Genomic DNA, 18,559 nt, shown 5'->3' with positions numbered 1-18,559 from the left:
CACGGAGACCCCATGAAGACGATCGAGACCCGCGGGTGGAAAGCCCGGTTCCAGGCCCTGTGCCTGGCGATGTTGTGTGCGTTGACGCTGGCCGGCGTGGCCGGCACCGCGTTGGCGCAGGACGTGCCGGCGGACACCGCCGTCGCGGTGGTGGAGACCGCGGAAGCGGTGACCTTCGACAGCGGCAACGTCGCGTGGATGCTCACGTCCACGCTGCTGGTGCTGCTGATGGTGGTGCCCGGACTGGCGCTGTTCTACGGCGGCATGGTGCGGTCGAAGAACGTGCTGTCGGTGATCATGCAGGTGCTGGTGGTGTTCTCGGTCGTCATCGTCCTGTGGATGGTCTATGGCTACAGCGCCGCCTTCACCGAGGGCAACGCGTTCTTCGGTTCGTTCACCGAGAAGGCGTTCCTGCGCGGCATCACCGCCGAGACCGATGCCGGCGGCCTGCCGGAATTCCTCTTCATCGTGTTCCAGTCGACCTTCGCCGGCATCACCACCGCGCTCGTCGTCGGCTCGTTCGCCGAGCGCATCAAGTTCTCCGCGGTGCTGCTGTTCTCGGTGCTGTGGGTGACCTTCGCCTACCTGCCGATGGTGCACATGGTGTGGAGCGGTGAAGCGGGCTTCCTCGCGCACAAGGGCGTGATCGATTTCGCCGGCGGCACGGTGGTGCACATCAACGCCGGCGTGGCCGGTCTGGTGGGCGCGTACTTCCTCGGCAAGCGGCTCGGCTACGGCAAGGAGGCGATCAAGCCGCACAGCGTGCCTTTCACCTTCATCGGCGCATCGCTGCTGTGGGTCGGCTGGTTCGGCTTCAACGCCGGCTCGGCGCTCGCGGCCGACGCCAGTGCGTCGCTGGCGATGATCAACACGATGATCGCGACCGCCGGCGGCGTGGTCGCCTGGAGCCTGGTCGAAGCGCTGACCAAGGGGCGGCCTTCGGCGCTCGGTGCGGCGTCGGGTGCGATCGCCGGTCTGGTCGGCATCACCCCCGCGGCGGGCACGGTCGGCCCGATGGGCGGCCTGGTCATCGGTCTCGTGGCCGGCGCGATCTGCGTCTGGGGCGTCAACGGGCTCAAGCGGCTGCTGCGCGCGGACGACAGCCTCGACGTGTTCGGCGTGCACGGCATCGGCGGCATCGTCGGCGCGCTGCTGACGGGCGTCTTCAGCGCGCAGTCGCTGGGCGGCACCGAGGCCGACCTGGCGATCGGTGCACAGGTCTGGGTGCAGCTGGTCAGCGTGCTGTTCACCATTCTGTGGTGCGCGGTCGTGACCGCCGCGGCGATCCTGATCACCAAGCTCGCGATCGGCCTGCGGGTCACCGAAGACGAAGAGCGCGAAGGGCTGGACATCGTGTCGCACGGCGAATCCGCGTACGAGAAGTAAGCGCGTCCGACGCGACGCGGCAGGACAGGGTGGGGCGGGCAGCGGCGGGGAAGGCCGCTGCCCGCCTTTTTCGTGCCGGCGGCGCGGCAAGGCGACGACAGGCCCCCGCGCGACACCGAGGGCGATGCTGCCGCGTGCGATGGCCATCGTGCAGCGTGCGTCCGCGCGACATCAGCACCATGCCGGTGGCACCGGGCCGCGGGGGACGTGCAGACGTCATGCGTCTTCTTCGCACACCCGCGACGGCAGTCCCGGTCCGCGCATCGCGCGCTTGCAATCGGGCGCGTGCATGACGTGCAATGCGGCATGTCGAAATTTCCATTCCGGCGCCGCCACGCCCTCGTCGTGGTCGCCGCGCTGCTGCTGTCCGCGTGCGCCCACCAGTCGCCGCGCAATCCGCTGGCCACCTGGGTGCCGTCGTCCAACCACGACGCGCGTCGCCCGGTGCTCGTGGTGCTGCATTACACCGAGCAGGAATCGGTGGCACGCAGCCTCGACACGCTGCGCACCGCCAACAGCGGCGGCCGCGTGAGTTCGCACTATCTGATCGGCCAGGACGGCACGCGCTACCAGCTCGTGTCCGATCTCGACCGCGCCTGGCATGCCGGCGCCGGCGGCTGGGGTGCGATCAGCGACGTCAATTCCGCCTCGATCGGCATCGAGCTCGACAACAACGGGCGCGTGCCGTTTCCGGAACCGCTGATCGAGAGCCTGCTGGTGCTGCTCGACGACCTGGTCACGCGCTGGCGCATTCCGGCCGAGAACATCATCGGCCACTCCGATCTCGCGCCGTCGCGCAAGATCGATCCCGGCGTGCACTTCCCGTGGAAGCGGCTCGCCGAACACGGCTACGGCCGTTGGCCGCAGGCCGGCACCGCACCCGCGCCGCCCGGCTTCGATGCCGTGCAGGCGTTGCGCGCGATCGGCTATCCGGTCGACGACCTCGACGCGACGACACGCGCGTTCCGCACGCGCTACCGCGGCGTGGCGACCGGCGGCCTCGACGACGAGGACCGGCGCATCCTCCATGCGCTGCAGCAGGGCTGGACGATGCCGGTGCGCGCGTCGGCGGAGGCCCGATGAGCGATCTGGCGCAGGCGAAGGCGCTGTTCTTCGAAGGGCTCGAGCACCACAACCGGCACCGCTTCCAGACGGCCGAGGCGTGCTATCGCCGGGCGCTGGCGCTGACGCCGGACCGGGTGTCGGTCCTCGTCAACCTCAGCGCCGTGCTGATCGCCCAGTCGAAATTCGACGAAGCGGCAATGCTGTGCCGGCGTGCGCTGGTCATCGAACCGGGCAATACCGAATGCCGCGCGCATCTCGACGCCTGCCGGCACGCGGGCGCGCCGACGCGCCAGCGATGGATGCAGCTGGAACAGGCGGTCGCCGCACGTCCCGACGATGCCGGCGCGCACGACCGCCTGGGCAGCGCCTGGCTCGCCGAGCACAACGCGACGCGTGCGCTGGCGTGTTTCGACACCGCGCTGCGCCTGGCGCCCGGCGATACGTCGGCCGGCGTGCACCGGGCGCAGGCGCTGCTGGCGCTGGATCGCCCGGTCGATGCAGTGCGCGCCTACCTCGATTGCCTCGGGCACGCGCGCGGCTCGCTGGTCATCTCCCAGGCGGCGCTCGCCCTGCTGATCGATCACGGCCCGGCGCTGGCCGCGGTGGCGGGCGATCCGCGCGTGGACCGGCTGCTGGGCGACGGGCTGGAGGCGCCGCTGGTGATGCCGCAGTTGCTGGCGCCGCTGGTCATGGCGCGCCTGTGGCCGGAACTGGCGCCGCGGGACGGCGGCGCGGAACTGCCGCTGGATGTGCTTGCGGGCAAGCCCCTGCTGCTGCAGTTGCTCACCCATGCACGGATCACGACGCCGGCCTACGAAATCCTGCTGACCCGGACGCGGCAGCGCCTGCTGGCGCAGCTCGCGGCCGTCGACCGGGTCGCGGCGCTGGACCCGGTCGTGCGCCTCGCGGTCGCCGTGGCGATGCAGTGCTGGCGCAATGCGTACTGCTGGGACGTGTCGGACGCGGAGATGGCCGACGTCCTTGCGCTCGAAGCGCGCGTCCAGGGCGGCGACGGCGATCCGTTCGCGCTGCTCGCCTTCGCGATGTACGCCCCGGTCGAGCGCGTGCTCGACGACGTACCGCCGCCCGCGGTGTCCCCGCTGCCCGATGCGGTGGCCCGGCTGGTGTCGGTGCAGCTGACGCTGCGTGCGCAGACGCGTGCCGCTGCTGCGGCGATGCCGCAGCTGACGCCGATCGACGAGGCGACGTCGCAACGCACGCCGCCCCAGGACGAAGACGGCCCGTCGCCGCGCTGGACGTCGCTTCCGCCGCAGCCGGCCCGCATTCCGCTGGCGACGTTCGCGCGCCACTGCATCGCCGGCGCGCCCGTGCTGACGCTGCCCGACGCGCCCGACGGCATGCATGCGCTGGTCGCCGGCTGCGGCACCGGCGAGCACGCCATCGACCTGGCCCTGCGCCTCGAGGATCTGCGCCTGCTGGCGGTCGATCCGGACCGGGCGACGCTGGGATACGGGGCGGTAATGGCGGAGCGGCTCGGCGTCGACCGGATCCGCTTCGGCCAGGCCGATCTGTTGCAGGCGCGCGCGCTGGACCAGGACTTCCATCTGATCGACGCCGCCGGTGGACTCCACTGCATGGACGACGCCGAAGCAGGTCTGGCTGCGCTCGCCGACTGCCTCGCGCCGCAGGGGCTGTTGCGGATCGCGCTCCACAGCCGCCGCGGACGTGCAGGTCTCGCGCAATGCCGCCGCTGGTTGCAGGCGCAGGGCGCGACCGCGACCGGGATCCGCGATGCCCGTCGGCAAGTGCTCGACCTGCCGCCCGAGGATCCGCGACGCGACGTGGTCCGCTTCGGCGACTTCTATTCGACCCGCGCATGTCGCGACCTGCTGCTGCCCGCGCAAGAGCGCCAGGTCGACCTGGTCGAACTCCAAGGCATGCTGGCGCGGCAGGGGCTGCGGCCGCTCGGCCTCGAGGTGCCCGAGCCCGTGCAACAGGCGTTCGCGCGCGAGATGCCCGGCGCGCGCCCCGACGATTTCGCCGCCTGGGACCGCTTCGAGGCCCTGCATCCGGCGACGTTCGAGCGCATGTTCTTCGTCTGGGCGCAGAAGCCGGCGTGACCCACGCGGTCGCGTGCGTTGGCCGCGAACCGGCGTTCCGCGTCGCTCGCGGTTCGTCCGCGTCGCGTCGCGTGCGAGCGCCGCGGCCCGCTCGTGGCGCGGACCGTGCGCCCGGTGCGATCAGCCCGCCTGCAGCGTGAACTGCGCGGCGTCGCCGCTTTCCGCGTTCGCGGTGATCCACACGTCGAACAGACCGGGCTCGGCGGTGAACGCGCCGCTGCGGGTGGTGAAGGCCAGTTGCTCGCGACGCAGTTCGAACGTCACCGTCGTCGACTCGCCGGGCGCCAGCGCGACCTTGCGGAAATCCTTGAGCTCGCGCATCGGCCGCACGCGACTGCCAACGCGGTCGTGGATGTAGAGCTGCACGACTTCCTCGCCGGCGCGCTCGCCGGCGTTGCGCAGCGTCGCCGACGCCGTCAGCGTGCCGTCCCAGGCCAGCGTGTCGGCCGACAGCGTGACCGCGCCGTACTCGAACGCCGTGTACGACAGGCCGTGGCCGAACGGATACAGCGGACGATGCGGCATCTCGCGCCAGCGGCTCTTGAACTCCTGCATGTCCGGCAGTTCCGGCCGGCCGGTGCGCTGGCGGTTGTAGTACAGCGGCTGCTGGCCGGAATCGATCGGGAAACTCACCGGCAGCCGCGCCGACGGGTTGTAGTCGCCGAATACGACATCGGCGACCGCCGGCCCGGTCTGGCTGCCGAGGAACCAGGTCGCGAGGATCGCGTCGGCATCGCGCACCGCGCCGTGCAGCGCCAGTGCGCGCCCGTGGCGCAGCAGCACGACGACCGGTGTCCCGGTCGCGGCGACGGCGTCGGCCAGTGCCTGCTGCGCGGGCGGCAGGACGATCTGCGTGCGCGACTGCGCCTCGCCGCTGTAGCCCTGCGGCTCGCCGATCGCCAGCAGCACGACGTCGGCATTGCGCGCAGCGTCCACTGCAGCGTCGAGGCCACCGTCGATGCCGTCCTCCATGCCGCTGCCGTCGACGACGTCCAGCGCGTCGCCATCGTCGAGCGCGGCGCGCAGGCCGTCCTCCAGGTTGACGTGCAGCCGGCCGTCGCCGAACAGCGTCCAGCAGCCTTCGAGGTTGTCCCGATCGCGCGCGTACGGGCCGATCAACGCGATCTTCTGTCCGGATTTCCGCAGCGGCAGCACACCGCCGTTGTTCTTCAGCAGCACGATCGAACGGCGCGCGGCCTCGCGCGCCAGTGCGCCGTGCAGCGCGGCCGGATCCAGCGCCGCTTCGACCTCGGCATCGAGCGACCGGTAGGGATTGTCGAACAGGCCGATCGCCTGCTTGACCGCGAGCACGCGCCGCACGCCCTCGTCGAGCGTCGCCATCGGCACCTCGCCGCTGGCGACGAGCGCCGGCAGGTGCGCGGCATACAGGCCGCTCTGCATGCTCATGTCGACGCCGGCGACGAACGACAGCTTCGTCGCCTCGCGCTCGTCGCCGGCGAAGCCGTGCGCGACCAGCTCGAAATCGGCGGTGTAGTCGGACACGACGAAGCCGCCGAAGCCCCACTCGCCGCGCAGCAGGTCGGTCAGCAGGCCGTCGTGCGCGGACGCGGGAATGCCGTTGATGTCGTTGAAGGCGCTCATCACCGTCAGCGCGCCGGCGTCGAGCGCGGCCTTGAACGGCGGCAGGTGCACGTCGCGCAAGGTGCCTTCGGACATCTCGACGCTGTTGTAGTCCAGCCCGCCCATGACCGCGCCGTAGCCGACGAAATGCTTCGGCGTCGCCAGCAGGGCGTCGTTCGCGGTCAGGTCGTCGCCCTGGAACCCGCGCACGCGCGCGGCGGCGAACGCATTGCCGAGCACCACGTCCTCGCCCGAGGCCTCGGCCACGCGGCCCCAGCGCTGGTCGCGGGCGATGTCGAGCGTCGGCGCGAAAGTCCAGTGCAGGCCGCAGGCGGTCGCTTCGATCGCCGCCGCGCGCGCGGTGCGCTGCGCGAGCGCGGGCTCGAAGCTGGCCGCTTCGCCCAGCGGAATCGGAAACACCGTGCGCATGCCGTGGATCACGTCGGCGCCCATCAACAGGGGAATGCCGAGCCGGCTCTCCTCGACGGCGATGCGTTGCGCCTCGCGGCCCTGCGCCGCGCCGACGCCGTTGAAGATCGCGCCCACCCGGCCGGCGCGGATCTGCTCGCGCAGCTCGTCCGCGGCGAACGGCCGCAGCATGTCGGCGAAGATGCCGAGCTGGCCGACCTTCTCGTCCACGGTCATGTCGGCCAGCAGGGCTTCCAGTCGATCGTCGAGGCGCATTCTTGTTCCTGTGAAAACGGTTACACGCGAGGATTATAGGGCGATCGCCCGGATCTGCATCGCGCGTGGACGACCGCACACGCTGCCATACCGGCTGCGCGATGTCTGTATCGGAGGACGCGCCGGCGCACGTCTGCACCTGTCCGCATCGCGCTGCGATGCAGCGACCGCCGTCACGTCATGGCCTTGCACACCGGCGGACACTGCACCGGTGCCACCCCATCGCCAAGCCGGCCAGCAGGGGAAAGCGCCGCCGACCGCGGCGAGGGGAAGTCCGGCGTCAGGGTCCGTCCACGCCCATGCTCCAGCGTCTGCGCAGCGATTACCGCCTCGCGATCATCACCCTGCTCGGGCTGTCGACCGCGCTGGCGCTGTCGGCGTTCGCGCTCTATCGCGTGCTGGTGCAGGCCTGGCCGCAGGCGCTGCTGGATGCGAGCGTCGTCGTCGGCATCCTCGCCCTCGTGCGCCTGGCCTGGTCGCCCGGCCGGCTGGTCCTCGCCGGCAATCTGATGTGCGGATTCAACAGCGCGTTCTGCGTCGTCGCCGGCGCGGTCATCGGGCCCGAGGTCAACGGCTGGATCTATCTCGCGCTGATGAGCAACTTCTATATCGCCGCGCCGCGGGTCGCGGCGATCTGCGGCATGCTGCTGATCCTCTGCAGCGGGGCGTGGCTGTTCGCGCGCGGCATCGAGCTGCATGCGTTCGGCACGCTGGTGACGTGGTCGCTGGTGTTCGCCTTCAGTTATTCGTTCTCCTCGCGCGTGCACGCGCACAGCGGCCGGCTGGAACGGCTGGCGAGCGTCGACGCGCTGACCCAGATCCCGAACCGCCGTGCGATGGAGACCGCGCTGCGCCGCGCGATGCACGCCGGCAATCGCGGCCGCGTGGGGCTGCTGATCCTCGACATCGACAAGTTCAAGCGGGTCAACGACACCTGGGGCCACGCCACCGGCGACGCGGTGCTGTCGCAGCTGGCGCGCGTGCTCGACGACGGCTTGCGCCGCGACGATGCGGTGTTCCGTTTCGGCGGCGAGGAGTTCGTCATGCTGCTGGCCTCGCCGTCGCCGGACCTGCTCGGCGCGACGGCCGAGCGCATCCGCCAGGCGGTGGAAACCGGAGTCGCCAGCCCCGGCGGTCCGGTCACGGTGTCGATCGGCGGCGCGATGCTCGACGACGAGGTCGACTGGCAGGACTGGTTCGCCCAGGCCGACGAGGCCCTGTTCCGGGTCAAGCGCAGCGGCGGAAACCAGAGCCGGATCGGCCGCTGAGGCGCGCGGGTTTCCGCGCCCGGACCTGCTGGGCCGACCGTCTTCGATGCACTACATTGGTGCAATGTCCGATGCATCCGCTTCCAGCCGCCCCTTCGATGGCCTGACCACGCCGCTGGTGTGGGCCCGCGCCGACGGCCGCGTGGCCGACTGCAACCTGGCCTTCGCGCGCTGGCTCGGGGTCAGCCGCAAGCGGCTGCTCGAACAGCCGCTGGCCGCGCTGGAAGTCGACGGCGAGGCCTTGCGCCTGGTGCTGCGCCATCTCGGCGACGCCAGCGACGCGCCGCTGCGCGTGCGCCGGATCGCGCTGGCATTCCTCGGCGGCGAGCCGCGCTTCGCCGACGCCTGGCTGTCGCGCGATGCCGACGGCCAGGTGCTGCTGGAGGCGCATCCGGTCGACGAGTTTCCCGGCGCCGATCCCTCGCACGCGATGCCGCTGGCGCTGTCGGCGGCGTTCCGCGGGCTCGCCCACGAACTGCGCAATCCGATGGCGGGGCTCAAGGGCGCCGCCCAGTTGCTGGCGCGGCGGGTGACGGATGGCGAATCGCGTGAGCTCGTCGCCCTGATCGATGCCGAGGTCGGCCGGCTCGGCACCCTGGTCGACCACCTGCTGTCGCCGCAGCCGCCGCAGCCGCATCGTCCGGCCAACATCCATGTCGTGCTGGAGCAGGTGCTGCGGCTCGCGGAGGCCGATGCCGGCTGGGCGGTGCGCATGGTGCGCGACTACGATCCCAGCCTGCCGGAGCTGTCCGGCGATCCCGACCGCCTGGTGCAGGCGATCTGGAACCTGGTGCGCAACGCGATTCAGGCCGGCGCGGCGAACGTGACCCTGCGCACGCGCGCCGCGCTCAACGTGCGCATCGGCGATGCGGTGCATCCGATGGCGCTGCGGCTCGAGGTCGTCGACGACGGTCGCGGCGTGCCCGAAGACATGATCGACCAGATCTTCCTGCCGCTGGTGTCGGGTCGCGCCGACGGCAGCGGCCTCGGCCTCGCGCTCGCGCAGCAGGTCGCCCGCGAACATCGCGGCGCGCTGGTCTACCGCTCGCGCAGCGGCCACACCGTGTTCACCCTGCAGCTGCCGTTTCCGCCGGACGCGCCGGGTGCCGTCGCCCCGGAGACCCCGCGATGACCGATACCGCTGCGACCGTCTGGGTCGTTGACGACGACCGCACGGTGCGGTTCGTGCTCGCGACCGCGCTCAGCGAGGCGGGCTACGACGTCGCCAGCTTCGACGCCGCCCAGCCGATGCTCGACGCCCTCGCGACGCGCACGCCGCCGGCGTTGCTGTTCACCGACGTGCGCATGCCCGGCGAGTCGGGGCTGCAGCTGCTCGCGGCGCTGAAGCAGTCGCATCCGCAGCTGCCGGTCGTCGTGATGTCGGCCTACACCGACGTCGCCAGCACCGCGAGCGCGTTCCGCGGCGGTGCGCAGGAATTCCTGTCGAAGCCCTTCGACCTGGACGAAGCCGTGGCGCTGGCCGCGCGCGTGCTCGGCCAGCGCGAGGCCGAACCGGACGGCGCCGACGTCGCGGACGCCGGCGATGCCGATGCCCTGCTCGGCGACACCCCGGCGATGCGCCAGCTGTTCCGCGCGATCGGGCGGCTCGCGCAGGCGCCGGTGTCGGTGCTCGTCACCGGCGAGACCGGCACCGGCAAGGAACTCGTCGCGCGCGCGCTGCATCGCGAATCGCCGCGCGCGCGGATGCCGTTCGTGGCCCTGAACACCGCTGCGATTCCGGCGGAGCTGCTGGAGAGCGAACTGTTCGGACACGAGGCCGGCGCGTTCACCGGGGCCAGCCGGCGGTACATCGGGCGTTTCGAGCAGGCCCACGGCGGCACCCTGTTCCTCGACGAGATCGGCGACATGCCGGCGTCGCTGCAGACCCGGCTGCTGCGTGTGCTCGCCGAAGACGAATTCTTCCGCGTCGGCGGCCGCGAGCTGATCCGGGTCGACGTGCGTGTCATCGCCGCGACCCACCAGGACCTGGAAACCCGGGTCGCCGACGGCCGCTTCCGCGCCGACCTGCTGCACCGGCTGGATGTGGTGCGCCTGCAGCTGCCGCCGCTGCGGGATCGTCGCGACGACGTGCCGGCGCTCGCCGAGCGCTTCCTGCAGGCCGCCGCCGCCAGGCTCGACGCACCGCCCAAGCGCCTCGGTCGCGGTGCGCTGCAGCGGCTGCGCGACCACGACTGGCCCGGCAACGTCCGCGAACTGCAGAACCTGTGCTGGCGGCTCGCGGCCCTGGCGCCGACCGACCGCATCGCGCCGCAGGACCTGGACGGCCTGCTCGCCCGTGGCGCGGCGGCCGAAGCCGCGGCCGGCGACGACTGGGACGTCGCGCTGCGCGCCTGGGCCGATGCGCGCCTGCGCGAGGGCCACCACGACATCCACGCCGACGCGCGCGAACGCCTGGACCGCGCGCTGCTGGAAACCGCGTTGCTGCACACCGGCGGCCGCCGCGCGGAAGCGGCCGCGCGGCTCGGCGTCGGCCGCAATACGTTGACGCGCAAGCTCGGCGCCCGCCGGCGACGCCCCTGATGCGCCGCGCGCCTTCATCCGGGACTGAAGTGCCCGCCGCTAAGGTGATGTCCATGTCGATGCCACACCCGTTGCCTGCCCCGTCCCATATCGCCCGGTCCGGTGCGTCGCTGGCGGCACTGGTCGCGCTCACGTTGCTGGCCGGTTGCGCCAGCACGCCGCGGCCTGCGGCGCCCGCGCAGACGGCGGCCCCGCCGCCGGTCACGCTCGCGCAGGCGGGCACCGTGCGCAGCGCGGTCGCGAATCTCGCGTCCGCGTCCGGCACCCTGGTCAGCGGCCGCGTGATGCTGCATCCGGACGCCGGCGGCGTCCGCGCCCGTGGCGAGATCGGCGGGCTGGTCCGCAACGGCACGCACAATCTGCGCGTGCACGTGCGGGGCGACTGCAGCGCGGTCGATGCGGTCAGCGCGGGCGCCGAGTTCGACACCGAACGCGGCGTCATCGCGCAGGTGCCGGATGCCGGCGAGCGGGGACGCATCGTCGCCGATCCGCGCGGCGTCGCCACCGTCGATCTGCTGTTGCCGGGCGCCGTGCTCGGCGGCGGCGCCGCCAACGACATCGCCGGTCGCGCCTTGCTCGTGCTGGGCGCGACGCCCGGTGCGATCGGCGCACGCGTGGCTTGCGGCGTGATCGCATCCGAACAGGCGGCGGCGTCCGCGCCCCGCTCCACACCGTGACCGGCACCGCCGCTCGCGTTTTTTCCCCCGGTTTCTAGGAGATTTCCCATGATCAAGACCCGACTCGCGCTGCTGACCCCGGCCCTGCTGGCGCTCGCCGCCTGCGGCGCCAATGACATGAACGACGACGCCGCGAATCCGGCGGCCGAGGCCGACCGCGCAGCCGAGACCCCGGCCGCGCCTGCGGCGCCGGCCGCCGCGCCGATGGCCACGGGCGCGACCGCGATGGTCGAGCTGCAGCCGACTGCCGGCAACCAGACCGCCGGCAATCTCGCGTTCGCGACCGTCGACGGCCGCATCGAGGTCACCGGCTCGGTCACCGGCCTGCCTGCCGGCAGCGAGCACGGCTTCCACGTGCACGAGACCGGCGATTGCAGCGCGCCCGACGGCACCAGCGCCGGCGGCGACCACCACGCCGGCGACAGCGACAACATCACCGCCGGCGACGACGGCGTCGCCCAGGTGCGGACCTGGCTCGAAGGCGCCACCATCGGCGACGGCGCACCGACCGACATCGTCGGCAAGGGCGTCATCGTCCACGCCAAAGCGGACGACTACACCACGCAGCCGACCGGCGACGCCGGCGACCGTCTCGCCTGTGGCGTGATCGCCGCGCAGTAAGCGCGCCCGTTGTGGCATGCGGTCGTCATTCGCGACCGCGTGGCCGCACGCAAACCCGCCTGGACGGCGCGGCATGAATGCCGCGCCGTTTTCATGTCAGCCCAGCTCGGCGCGCGGGTCGCGTCCGGGCGTGCAGTGCACGTAGACCACGGGAATGCCATGGGCCTGCAGCACTGCGGCGATCTGCCGCTGGCGCGCCTCGAACATCGCGAGCCCGCGCGCGAGGCGGGTTTCGTCCGTCTCACCAGCGGCGGACCAGGCGCGCCAGTCGTCGGGCGCCAGCAGGGCCATGCGGACCTCGCCGTCGACGTAGCGCAGCAAGGGTTCGGGCGCGGCGTCCAGCCAGGCGTCTTCGCCCGGCGCGAGCAAGGCGGTTTCCAGGATCGGCCGCAGCGGCTCGAGGCCCTGGTTGCGGTACTGCATGGCCGTCATCGCCAGCAGGTCGTGCAGGGTGAGGTAGCGCGCGTGCTCGATGCGCGCGCCGAAACCGTCCTGCGCGCACAGCGCCGTATCGGCCTGGGCCATCCCGAGGTCGAACAGCATCGATTCGAGATGCGCGGCGACCGCGCGGGTCGCACCGGCCTCGCCCACGAACAGATAAGGCAGCACCCGCAGGCCGCCGCCGGCGAGCTGGGCGTCGGCCTGGAAAGGCAGCGGCACCGCGCCGTTCGCATCGGCGCCGAAGGCGATGATCCGCGGCCCCTCGCCGCGTTGCGGTGCGCGCGCACGCAGTTCGTCGAGCCGGCGATGCAACGGCCAACCCGGACGCAGCAGCTCGGCGGGATCGAAATGCGCGGCCGCGACACACAGGTCGAGCTCGCGGACACCGGGCACCAGCGCCCCGAGATCACGCCCGAGCAGCGTCGCCAACTGGCCGGCCGCGTGCTGGGCCAGCGCGGCACGTTCGGGCGGATCGCCGCCCGAGAGTTCGAGCGCGAACACGCCGAGAACCAGCGGCGTCGAATCGGAAGGAAACGCGGGAAATGCGGTCATTGGCCGTGCACACGGGCAGCGTTAAACTCGTTCACATTATGCCCGTCCGCGCGGTGGGCCCGTGTTTCCGTCGACATCACGCATCACTCCTGCGAGGAAATCCCATGCTGCAAGGTCGTCCCGTCGCCGTGCTCGGTGGCGTTCGCATTCCGTTCTGCCGCCAGAACACGGCCTATGCGGACGTCGGCAACCTGGGAATGTCGGTGCGGACGCTCGGTGCACTGGTCGAGAAATTCGGCCTGCACGGACAGCAGCTCGGCGAAGTGGCGATGGGCGCGGTGATCAAGCATTCCAGCGACTGGAACCTGGGCCGCGAAGCGGCGCTGTCGTCGGGCCTGTCGGCGCTGACGCCGGGCATCACCTTGCAGCGCGCCTGCGGCACGTCGCTCGATTCGATCATCACCATCGGCAACAAGATCGCGGCCGGCCAGATCGAATCGGGCATCGGCGGTGGCTCGGACACGACCTCCGACGTGCCGATCGTCTACGGCCAGCAGTTCCGCCGGCGCCTGCTGCGCGCGAATGCGGCCAAGACCACGCAGGACAAGCTGGCGGCGTTCAAGGGATTCCGGTTTCGCGAACTGAAGCCCGATTTTCCCGGCGTCGCCGAGCCGCGCACCGGCAAGTCGATGGGCGAGCACTGCGAGGACATGGCCAAGCAGTGGAACATCTCGCGCGATTCGCAGGACGAGCTGGCCGTCGCCTCGCACCACAAACTCGCCGCTGCCTACGAGCGCGGGTTCTTCGACGATCTGGTCGTCAGCTTCCGCGGCGTCGCGCGCGACAACATCCTGCGGCCGGACACCTCGATCGAAAAGCTCGCGACGCTGAAGCCGGCGTTCGATCGCGTCTCGGGCCGCGGCACGCTGACGGCTGCCAATTCCACGCCGCTGACCGACGGCGCGTCGGCCTGCCTGCTGGCCAGCGACGCATGGGCCGCCGCGCACGGGCACGAGGTGCTGTGCCACATCCGCGACGTGCACGTGTCGGCGGTCGATTTCGTGCACGGCGAAGGCCTGCTGATGGCGCCGACCGTCGCGGTCGCGGAAATGCTCGCGCGCAACGGACTGACGCTGCAGGACTTCGATCTCTACGAAATCCACGAAGCCTTCGCCGCGCAGGTGCTGTGCACGCTGCGCGCGTGGGAGAGCGAGGACTACTGCCGCACGCGCCTCGGCCTCGACGCGCCGATGGGCCGCATCGATCCGGCCAAGCTCAATCCGCTGGGGTCGTCGCTGGCGACCGGCCACCCGTTCGCCGCGACCGGCGCGCGCGTCGTCGCGACTGCCGCCAAGCAGCTCGCCGAACGCGGCGGTGGCCGCGCGCTAGTGTCGATCTGCACCGCCGGCGGCATGGGCGTGGTGGCGATCCTCGAGCGCTGACCGGCGCGTTCCGATGCCTGCAAGGATGGTTGCGATGTCCGAATTCCGTGGCCTGCGCCGCGTCGGCCTGCTGGCCGCTGCCCTGTTCGCCCTGGTCGCATGCGATGCGCCGGCGCCGGAGGCGACCGCGCGTGGCCCGCAGCGCGTCAGCGCGCCGCCGCCGCCCGAGGCCCTGCCGAACTGCCAGGCCATCGCCACGGTGCTCGGTGATCTCGTGACCGGCCTCGACGTCGTCGATGCGGACGGCAGCCGCCAGAACACGCCCGAGTCCTACGGTCTCAGTTGCGCCTGGCGTGCGTCTGCCGACGGCGGCGCGCTCGGCGTCATCGTCATCGTCGATCGCGAACCGCTGACCGCGACCGACATGCAGCGCGCCGGCATGTACGTCGCCGATCCGCGCCTCGCAGCGCTCGACGGGTTCATCGCGGTGCCCGACGCGCGCTTCGAAGGAAGCGAGGCGCTCGGTCCGGTCGGCCCGCAGGTCATCGTCGGCGCGGTCACGGTGACGCTGGCGACGAACGGCCAGGGCGCGATCGCCTCGACGACGCTGGATCGCGCCGTCGACGGCGCCGTCGCGGTGCATCGCCTGCTGCGCTGAGCGTCGGGTTCGCGTCGTGTGCGTCGGTAGCGTGCGACGGCACGCACTGCGTCCGGACAGGCCTGCCGAGTCGTCGCTCTTTGAAGCCGGCATCGCATGCGAGGCGTGCGCGTCGCCGGCCGTGCGGAGTTGCGCGACGGAGCGGGTCGAGCGCTTACGATGCGATCCATCCGCGGGTCGGATCGACCCGTGATCAGGCCGCCCTGCGGGCTTTTTTCGCGCGCTAGCGCGCTCCTAAGGTGCACGCAAAGCTTGCGACGCGATCGGACTGTTCCAGCGCTGTAGGAGCACGCTTGCGCGCGACCGGACCACCCGGCTGCCGAACGAGCGGGGTCGCCCGAGAACGCACAGTCCGCGTCGCCTGCGCAACGCCAGCCAGGCGCGTCATGCCGAGGCGGCGCGCGAGACGGGATGCTGGAAGGCGCGCGTGCCACATCCAATGCCGGCATCGACGTGACAACACACCGACGACGCCCGGCCTATCTCTTGCTGCCGCGCGTCTCATCTCATCGCCGGTTCCGACCCTGCAGCTAAAGCACAGTCGCCGCAGGCCGACGCATCGCGCATCGAGACTGCAACAAATGGCGCAGCGTGGTGGCGGTTAGCGCGGCGGCAGGCTGTCGTCGTCGTGCAGACGCGGCAAACCGTGCGCGTCCCGGTGATCGGGGGCGATCGCATCGATCGGTGCGGCGGCCGCCGCCAGCGCGATGACGGGGTCGCCGCGCGTGGCGCGCAGCGCGTTCGCGTAGCACAGTCGCGCATTGCGGTCGTCGCCGGCGTCGGCGAAGCCGTCGCCCATGCCGACCCAGGCCTCGCTGCCGGCGCCCTGGTCGATCGCGCGCTGCAGATGATCGCGGGCTTCCGGCCAGCGACGTTCCGTCTGGTAGATCCGCGCCAGGCCCAGCAGTACGCCGGGACTGGACGGATGCGACTGCAGCCAGCGCTGCAGGCGTGAGCGGCGGTGTTCGGGATCGCCCATTTCGAGCGCGCCGTAACGCGACACCAGCGTCTCGTCCCAGCGCGCATCGAGCGCCTGCTCGAGGCTGCGCAGCGTGGCGTCATGCCAGCCGAGTGCCGACGCGCGATTGGCATAGGCGAGCACCACCGCGGTCTCCGACTTCAGCGCCTTCGGCATCGCATCCCAGCGTTCGGCCAGGACGTTGGCGTCGGCCGCTTCCCGCAGCGACGCGGTCGCCCAGCGCACTTCGCGGTGGGCGAGCTGTGCGTCCGACAGTGCGCGCTGCTGCCGCAGTGCGCCGAGCAGGCCGTAGGCCTCCGATGCATGGCCGGTCATCGCCCAGGCGTCGGCGCGCAGCACCAGGCCACGCGGCGGCAGCGGTTGCGCCGCCGGGGCTTCGAGGGCGGCCAGCGCATCGATCGGGCGCTCTTCGAGCATCGCCAGTTCCGCGAGCGCGATCGCGCGCGTCGCCGGATGACGATCGGCGAAGCCGTCGAGATAGCCGCGTGCAGCGACGACGTCGCCGCGTTGCGCCGCGGCCTGGGTCGCGGCCACGCGCGCGGCGGGCTCGTAATAGGGATTCTCGTCGGCCGAGGTCACCAGCAGTTTCTCGGCGCGGGTGTAATGGCCCTGGTGCAGCGCGTCGAGACCTTCGCCGATGCGGCTCTGCGCCTTCGTCTGCCGGTAGCGGCCCCAGCTGCGGAACGGCAGCGCCAGCAGGCTGAAGACCAGCCACAGCAGGACCAGCGCGCCGAGCAGCATCGCGATCGCGTTGACGAGGGTGGTCGTGCGGTCCTGCCCACCGTAGCGGACGAGGACGTAGCCGGGATCGTGGGCGAGCAGCAGCTGCGCGGCGAGTGCGCCGACAAGGGCGAGCACGATCCAGATCAAGAGGGTGCGGAGCAGGGTCATCGCGGGGATTCCGTAGGTGCCGGACAGCAGTCGCGTTCACGTTGACCGCGCCGGCGTGACGGAGCTGTCGATGGAGCTGGCGCGCCGGAAGCCCCGTTCATCTTACGCATCGGACGGAATGTGCAGGTGCCCGCGGCCGCGCGTGGGCCGTCGCGGGGCGGAGGCGTGGATCGACGCTGGCGCGACTCCCGGCGGGTCAGTCCGCCGCCTGCGGTTCGAACAGCAGGTCGTGATAGTCGTAGCTGAAATCCGCCGTCGGCGAGACCGCCTGCATGCGGATCTGCGCGACCTTGCCCTCGGCGTCCAGCGCGAACGCGGCATAGGCCGGTTCGATCGCGGCGTCGTCCCAGTCGACGCGGAAGGTGTCGAACTGCCAGTGGGTCAGCGTGCCCTGCATGCCGGGCGTCTGGCGGAAGTCGATCCGCAACGTGCCGTCCGCCTCGGTGACGGCGATCGGGCCGTACCACGCGTCGGTGTAGGCGCCGGCATAGCCGCCGGTCGGCAGCGACGGGCGCGACGTCGTGCGCGCCTGCGCGCCCGCCGCGTCCAGCGCGGCGAGGCCGTCGGCGAGACGCGTCCGGTTCCAGGTCGTGAACGCCGCCACCCAGTCGCGGGGTTCGAAGCCGAGGTAATGGTCGAGCAGTTCGAACCCCAGGCCGCGCAGGACTTCGACATCCTCGGCGTTGATCTGCAGCGAGATGCCCAGATTGCGTTCGGGCACCAGCACGGTGAAGGCCAGCACGCCGAACACCGCGCCGCCGTGCTGCACCACCTTGACGCCGCGGTAGTCCTGCACGTTCCAGCCCAGCGCGTAGCCGGAGAACTGCGGCGTGATGTCGGTGATCGGCGCCGGATACGGGTGGATCGGCACCGGCACCTGCGGCGTCCACATCGCATGCGCCACCGCCTCGCTGTAGAGGCGGCCACGGTCGTCCGGCAGCGCGCCGAGCGCGAGCTGCACCTGCAGCCAGCGCGCGAAATCGTGTGCGCTCCACGACAGGCCGCCGGCGGGCGCGCCCACCTGGCCGAGGCCTTCAAGTTCCGGCAGCACCTGTTGCGGGCCGAGGCCGCGCAGGCGCGCGTCCAGTCGCGCGTGTGGCTGCGCCCGGTTCGCGGTGGCGAAGCGGTCCTGCTCGTCGCTGGTCGCGGTGCGCATCTGCAGCGGCGCGAAGATGCGATCGCGCACGAAGGTTTCCCAGGGTTGCCCGCTCACCACGGTCACCAGCTCGCCGGCGACGATGTAGAGGATGTTGTCGTAGGCGTAGCCGCTGCGGAAACTCGTCGCCGGGCGCAGATGCCGCAGCGCGCGCACGATGTCCGCGCGGCTGCGCGACGTGCGCGGGATGAACAGCAGATCGCCCGCGCCGAGACCCAGGCCACTGCGATGCAGCAGCAGGTCGCGCACGGTCATCTCGCGCGTGACCCACGGGTCGTACATGCGGAAGTCGGGCAGGTGGTCGATGACCGGGTCGTCCCAGTCGAGCTTGCCGTCGTCGACGAGGAGAGCGAGCGCCGCCGCCGTCACCGCCTTGCCGGTGGAACCGGTCGGGAAGATCGTGTCGGCGTCGACGCGCTCGGGCGCGCCGAGCCGGCGGACGCCATAGCCCTTGGCGTGCACGATCTCGCCGTCCTCGACGATCGCGATCGCCATGCCCGGCACGTCGCGGCTGCGCATCGCGGCCTCGACCCGCGCATCGAAACCGGCGGGCGGCGCGGCGGCGGCGGTGAGGGCCAGCAGCGAGGCGAGCGCCGCAACGAGGGTCGGCAGGGACTTCGACATGACCGCTTCTCCCGTCCTCGCGGACGCGTCGT

General features: G+C 71.7%; 14 protein-coding genes. 10 read left to right on the top strand and 4 right to left on the bottom strand.

What is annotated here, in order from left to right:
• The first annotated feature begins 12 nt into the window (after window positions 1-12).
• The 3 genes from CJ022_RS04940 (at window position 13) to CJ022_RS04930 (ending at window position 4,532) form a co-directional block, all read left to right on the top strand.
• Window positions 13-1,386 carry an ammonium transporter gene (locus CJ022_RS04940; protein WP_101925567.1) on the top strand — a complete coding sequence of 458 codons (1,374 nt, stop codon included), beginning with the start codon at window positions 13-15 and terminating at the stop codon, window positions 1,384-1,386.
• A 306-nt stretch (window positions 1,387-1,692) separates the two neighbouring features.
• Window positions 1,693-2,469 (top strand): N-acetylmuramoyl-L-alanine amidase, encoded by a 777-nt coding sequence (locus CJ022_RS04935; RefSeq protein ID WP_101925566.1) that lies wholly within the window; start codon window positions 1,693-1,695, stop codon window positions 2,467-2,469.
• Window positions 2,466-4,532: a class I SAM-dependent methyltransferase gene (locus CJ022_RS04930; protein WP_101925565.1), complete on the top strand. Its 2,067-nt coding sequence runs from the start codon at window positions 2,466-2,468 to the stop codon at window positions 4,530-4,532. Before CJ022_RS04935 ends, CJ022_RS04930 begins: the two co-directional genes overlap by 4 nt.
• A gap of 120 nt (window positions 4,533-4,652) precedes the next feature.
• On the opposite strand, the gene CJ022_RS04925 is transcribed toward CJ022_RS04930, so the two are convergent.
• Window positions 4,653-6,797, bottom strand: a complete 2,145-nt coding sequence (locus CJ022_RS04925; protein WP_101925564.1) for a glycoside hydrolase family 3 N-terminal domain-containing protein — start codon at window positions 6,795-6,797, stop codon at window positions 4,653-4,655.
• 299 nt (window positions 6,798-7,096) lie between these two features.
• On the opposite strand from CJ022_RS04925, the gene CJ022_RS04920 reads away from it, so the two are divergent.
• The 5 genes from CJ022_RS04920 to CJ022_RS04900 all read left to right on the top strand — a co-directional run bounded on the left by CJ022_RS04920 (window position 7,097) and on the right by CJ022_RS04900 (window position 11,904).
• Window positions 7,097-8,065: a GGDEF domain-containing protein gene (locus CJ022_RS04920; protein WP_158238351.1), complete on the top strand. Its 969-nt coding sequence runs from the start codon at window positions 7,097-7,099 to the stop codon at window positions 8,063-8,065.
• Between the two features lie 64 nt (window positions 8,066-8,129).
• Window positions 8,130-9,197, top strand: a complete 1,068-nt coding sequence (locus tag CJ022_RS04915) for a two-component system sensor histidine kinase NtrB (RefSeq protein ID WP_343125126.1) — start codon at window positions 8,130-8,132, stop codon at window positions 9,195-9,197.
• A complete protein-coding gene (gene ntrC, locus CJ022_RS04910; protein WP_101925561.1) occupies window positions 9,194-10,606 on the top strand; it encodes a nitrogen regulation protein NR(I) in 1,413 nt (470 codons plus the stop codon). The genes CJ022_RS04915 and ntrC overlap by 4 nt, the downstream gene beginning before the upstream one ends.
• Window positions 10,607-10,659: 53 nt before the next feature.
• Complete coding sequence (locus tag CJ022_RS04905; RefSeq protein WP_158238350.1) at window positions 10,660-11,283, top strand: superoxide dismutase family protein; 624 nt, start codon at window positions 10,660-10,662, stop codon at window positions 11,281-11,283.
• Window positions 11,284-11,331: 48 nt separating this feature from the next.
• Window positions 11,332-11,904, top strand: a complete 573-nt coding sequence (locus CJ022_RS04900; RefSeq protein WP_101925559.1) for a superoxide dismutase family protein — start codon at window positions 11,332-11,334, stop codon at window positions 11,902-11,904.
• A gap of 96 nt (window positions 11,905-12,000) precedes the next feature.
• Here the strand turns inward: CJ022_RS04900 and CJ022_RS04895 are convergent, their stop codons facing one another.
• Complete coding sequence (locus CJ022_RS04895; RefSeq protein ID WP_101925558.1) at window positions 12,001-12,897, bottom strand: hypothetical protein; 897 nt, start codon at window positions 12,895-12,897, stop codon at window positions 12,001-12,003.
• A gap of 89 nt (window positions 12,898-12,986) precedes the next feature.
• On the opposite strand from CJ022_RS04895, the gene CJ022_RS04890 reads away from it, so the two are divergent.
• Both CJ022_RS04890 and CJ022_RS04885 read left to right on the top strand, forming a co-directional pair.
• The gene (locus CJ022_RS04890) at window positions 12,987-14,279 is read left to right on the top strand and encodes an acetyl-CoA C-acetyltransferase (protein ID WP_425490863.1); all 1,293 of its coding nucleotides are present in this window, start codon (window positions 12,987-12,989) and stop codon (window positions 14,277-14,279) included.
• Window positions 14,280-14,313: 34 nt separating this feature from the next.
• Window positions 14,314-14,877 carry a hypothetical protein gene (locus CJ022_RS04885; RefSeq protein WP_143703889.1) on the top strand — a complete coding sequence of 188 codons (564 nt, stop codon included), beginning with the start codon at window positions 14,314-14,316 and terminating at the stop codon, window positions 14,875-14,877.
• Between the two features lie 601 nt (window positions 14,878-15,478).
• Here the strand turns inward: CJ022_RS04885 and CJ022_RS04880 are convergent.
• Together CJ022_RS04880 and CJ022_RS04875 are read right to left on the bottom strand one after the other, a co-directional pair.
• Window positions 15,479-16,747, bottom strand: a complete 1,269-nt coding sequence (locus CJ022_RS04880) for a heme biosynthesis HemY N-terminal domain-containing protein (protein WP_101925555.1) — start codon at window positions 16,745-16,747, stop codon at window positions 15,479-15,481.
• Window positions 16,748-16,943: 196 nt separating this feature from the next.
• Window positions 16,944-18,527 (bottom strand): serine hydrolase, encoded by a 1,584-nt coding sequence (locus CJ022_RS04875; protein WP_101925554.1) that lies wholly within the window; start codon window positions 18,525-18,527, stop codon window positions 16,944-16,946.
• Window positions 18,528-18,559 lie beyond the last annotated feature (32 nt).

The organism is Luteimonas rhizosphaerae (assembly GCF_002849595.1).
Lineage (GTDB): Bacteria > Pseudomonadota > Gammaproteobacteria > Xanthomonadales > Xanthomonadaceae > Luteimonas > Luteimonas cellulosilyticus.
Note: the sequence above shows the minus strand (reverse complement) of the source record. Positions and strands in the feature narration are given on the sequence as shown.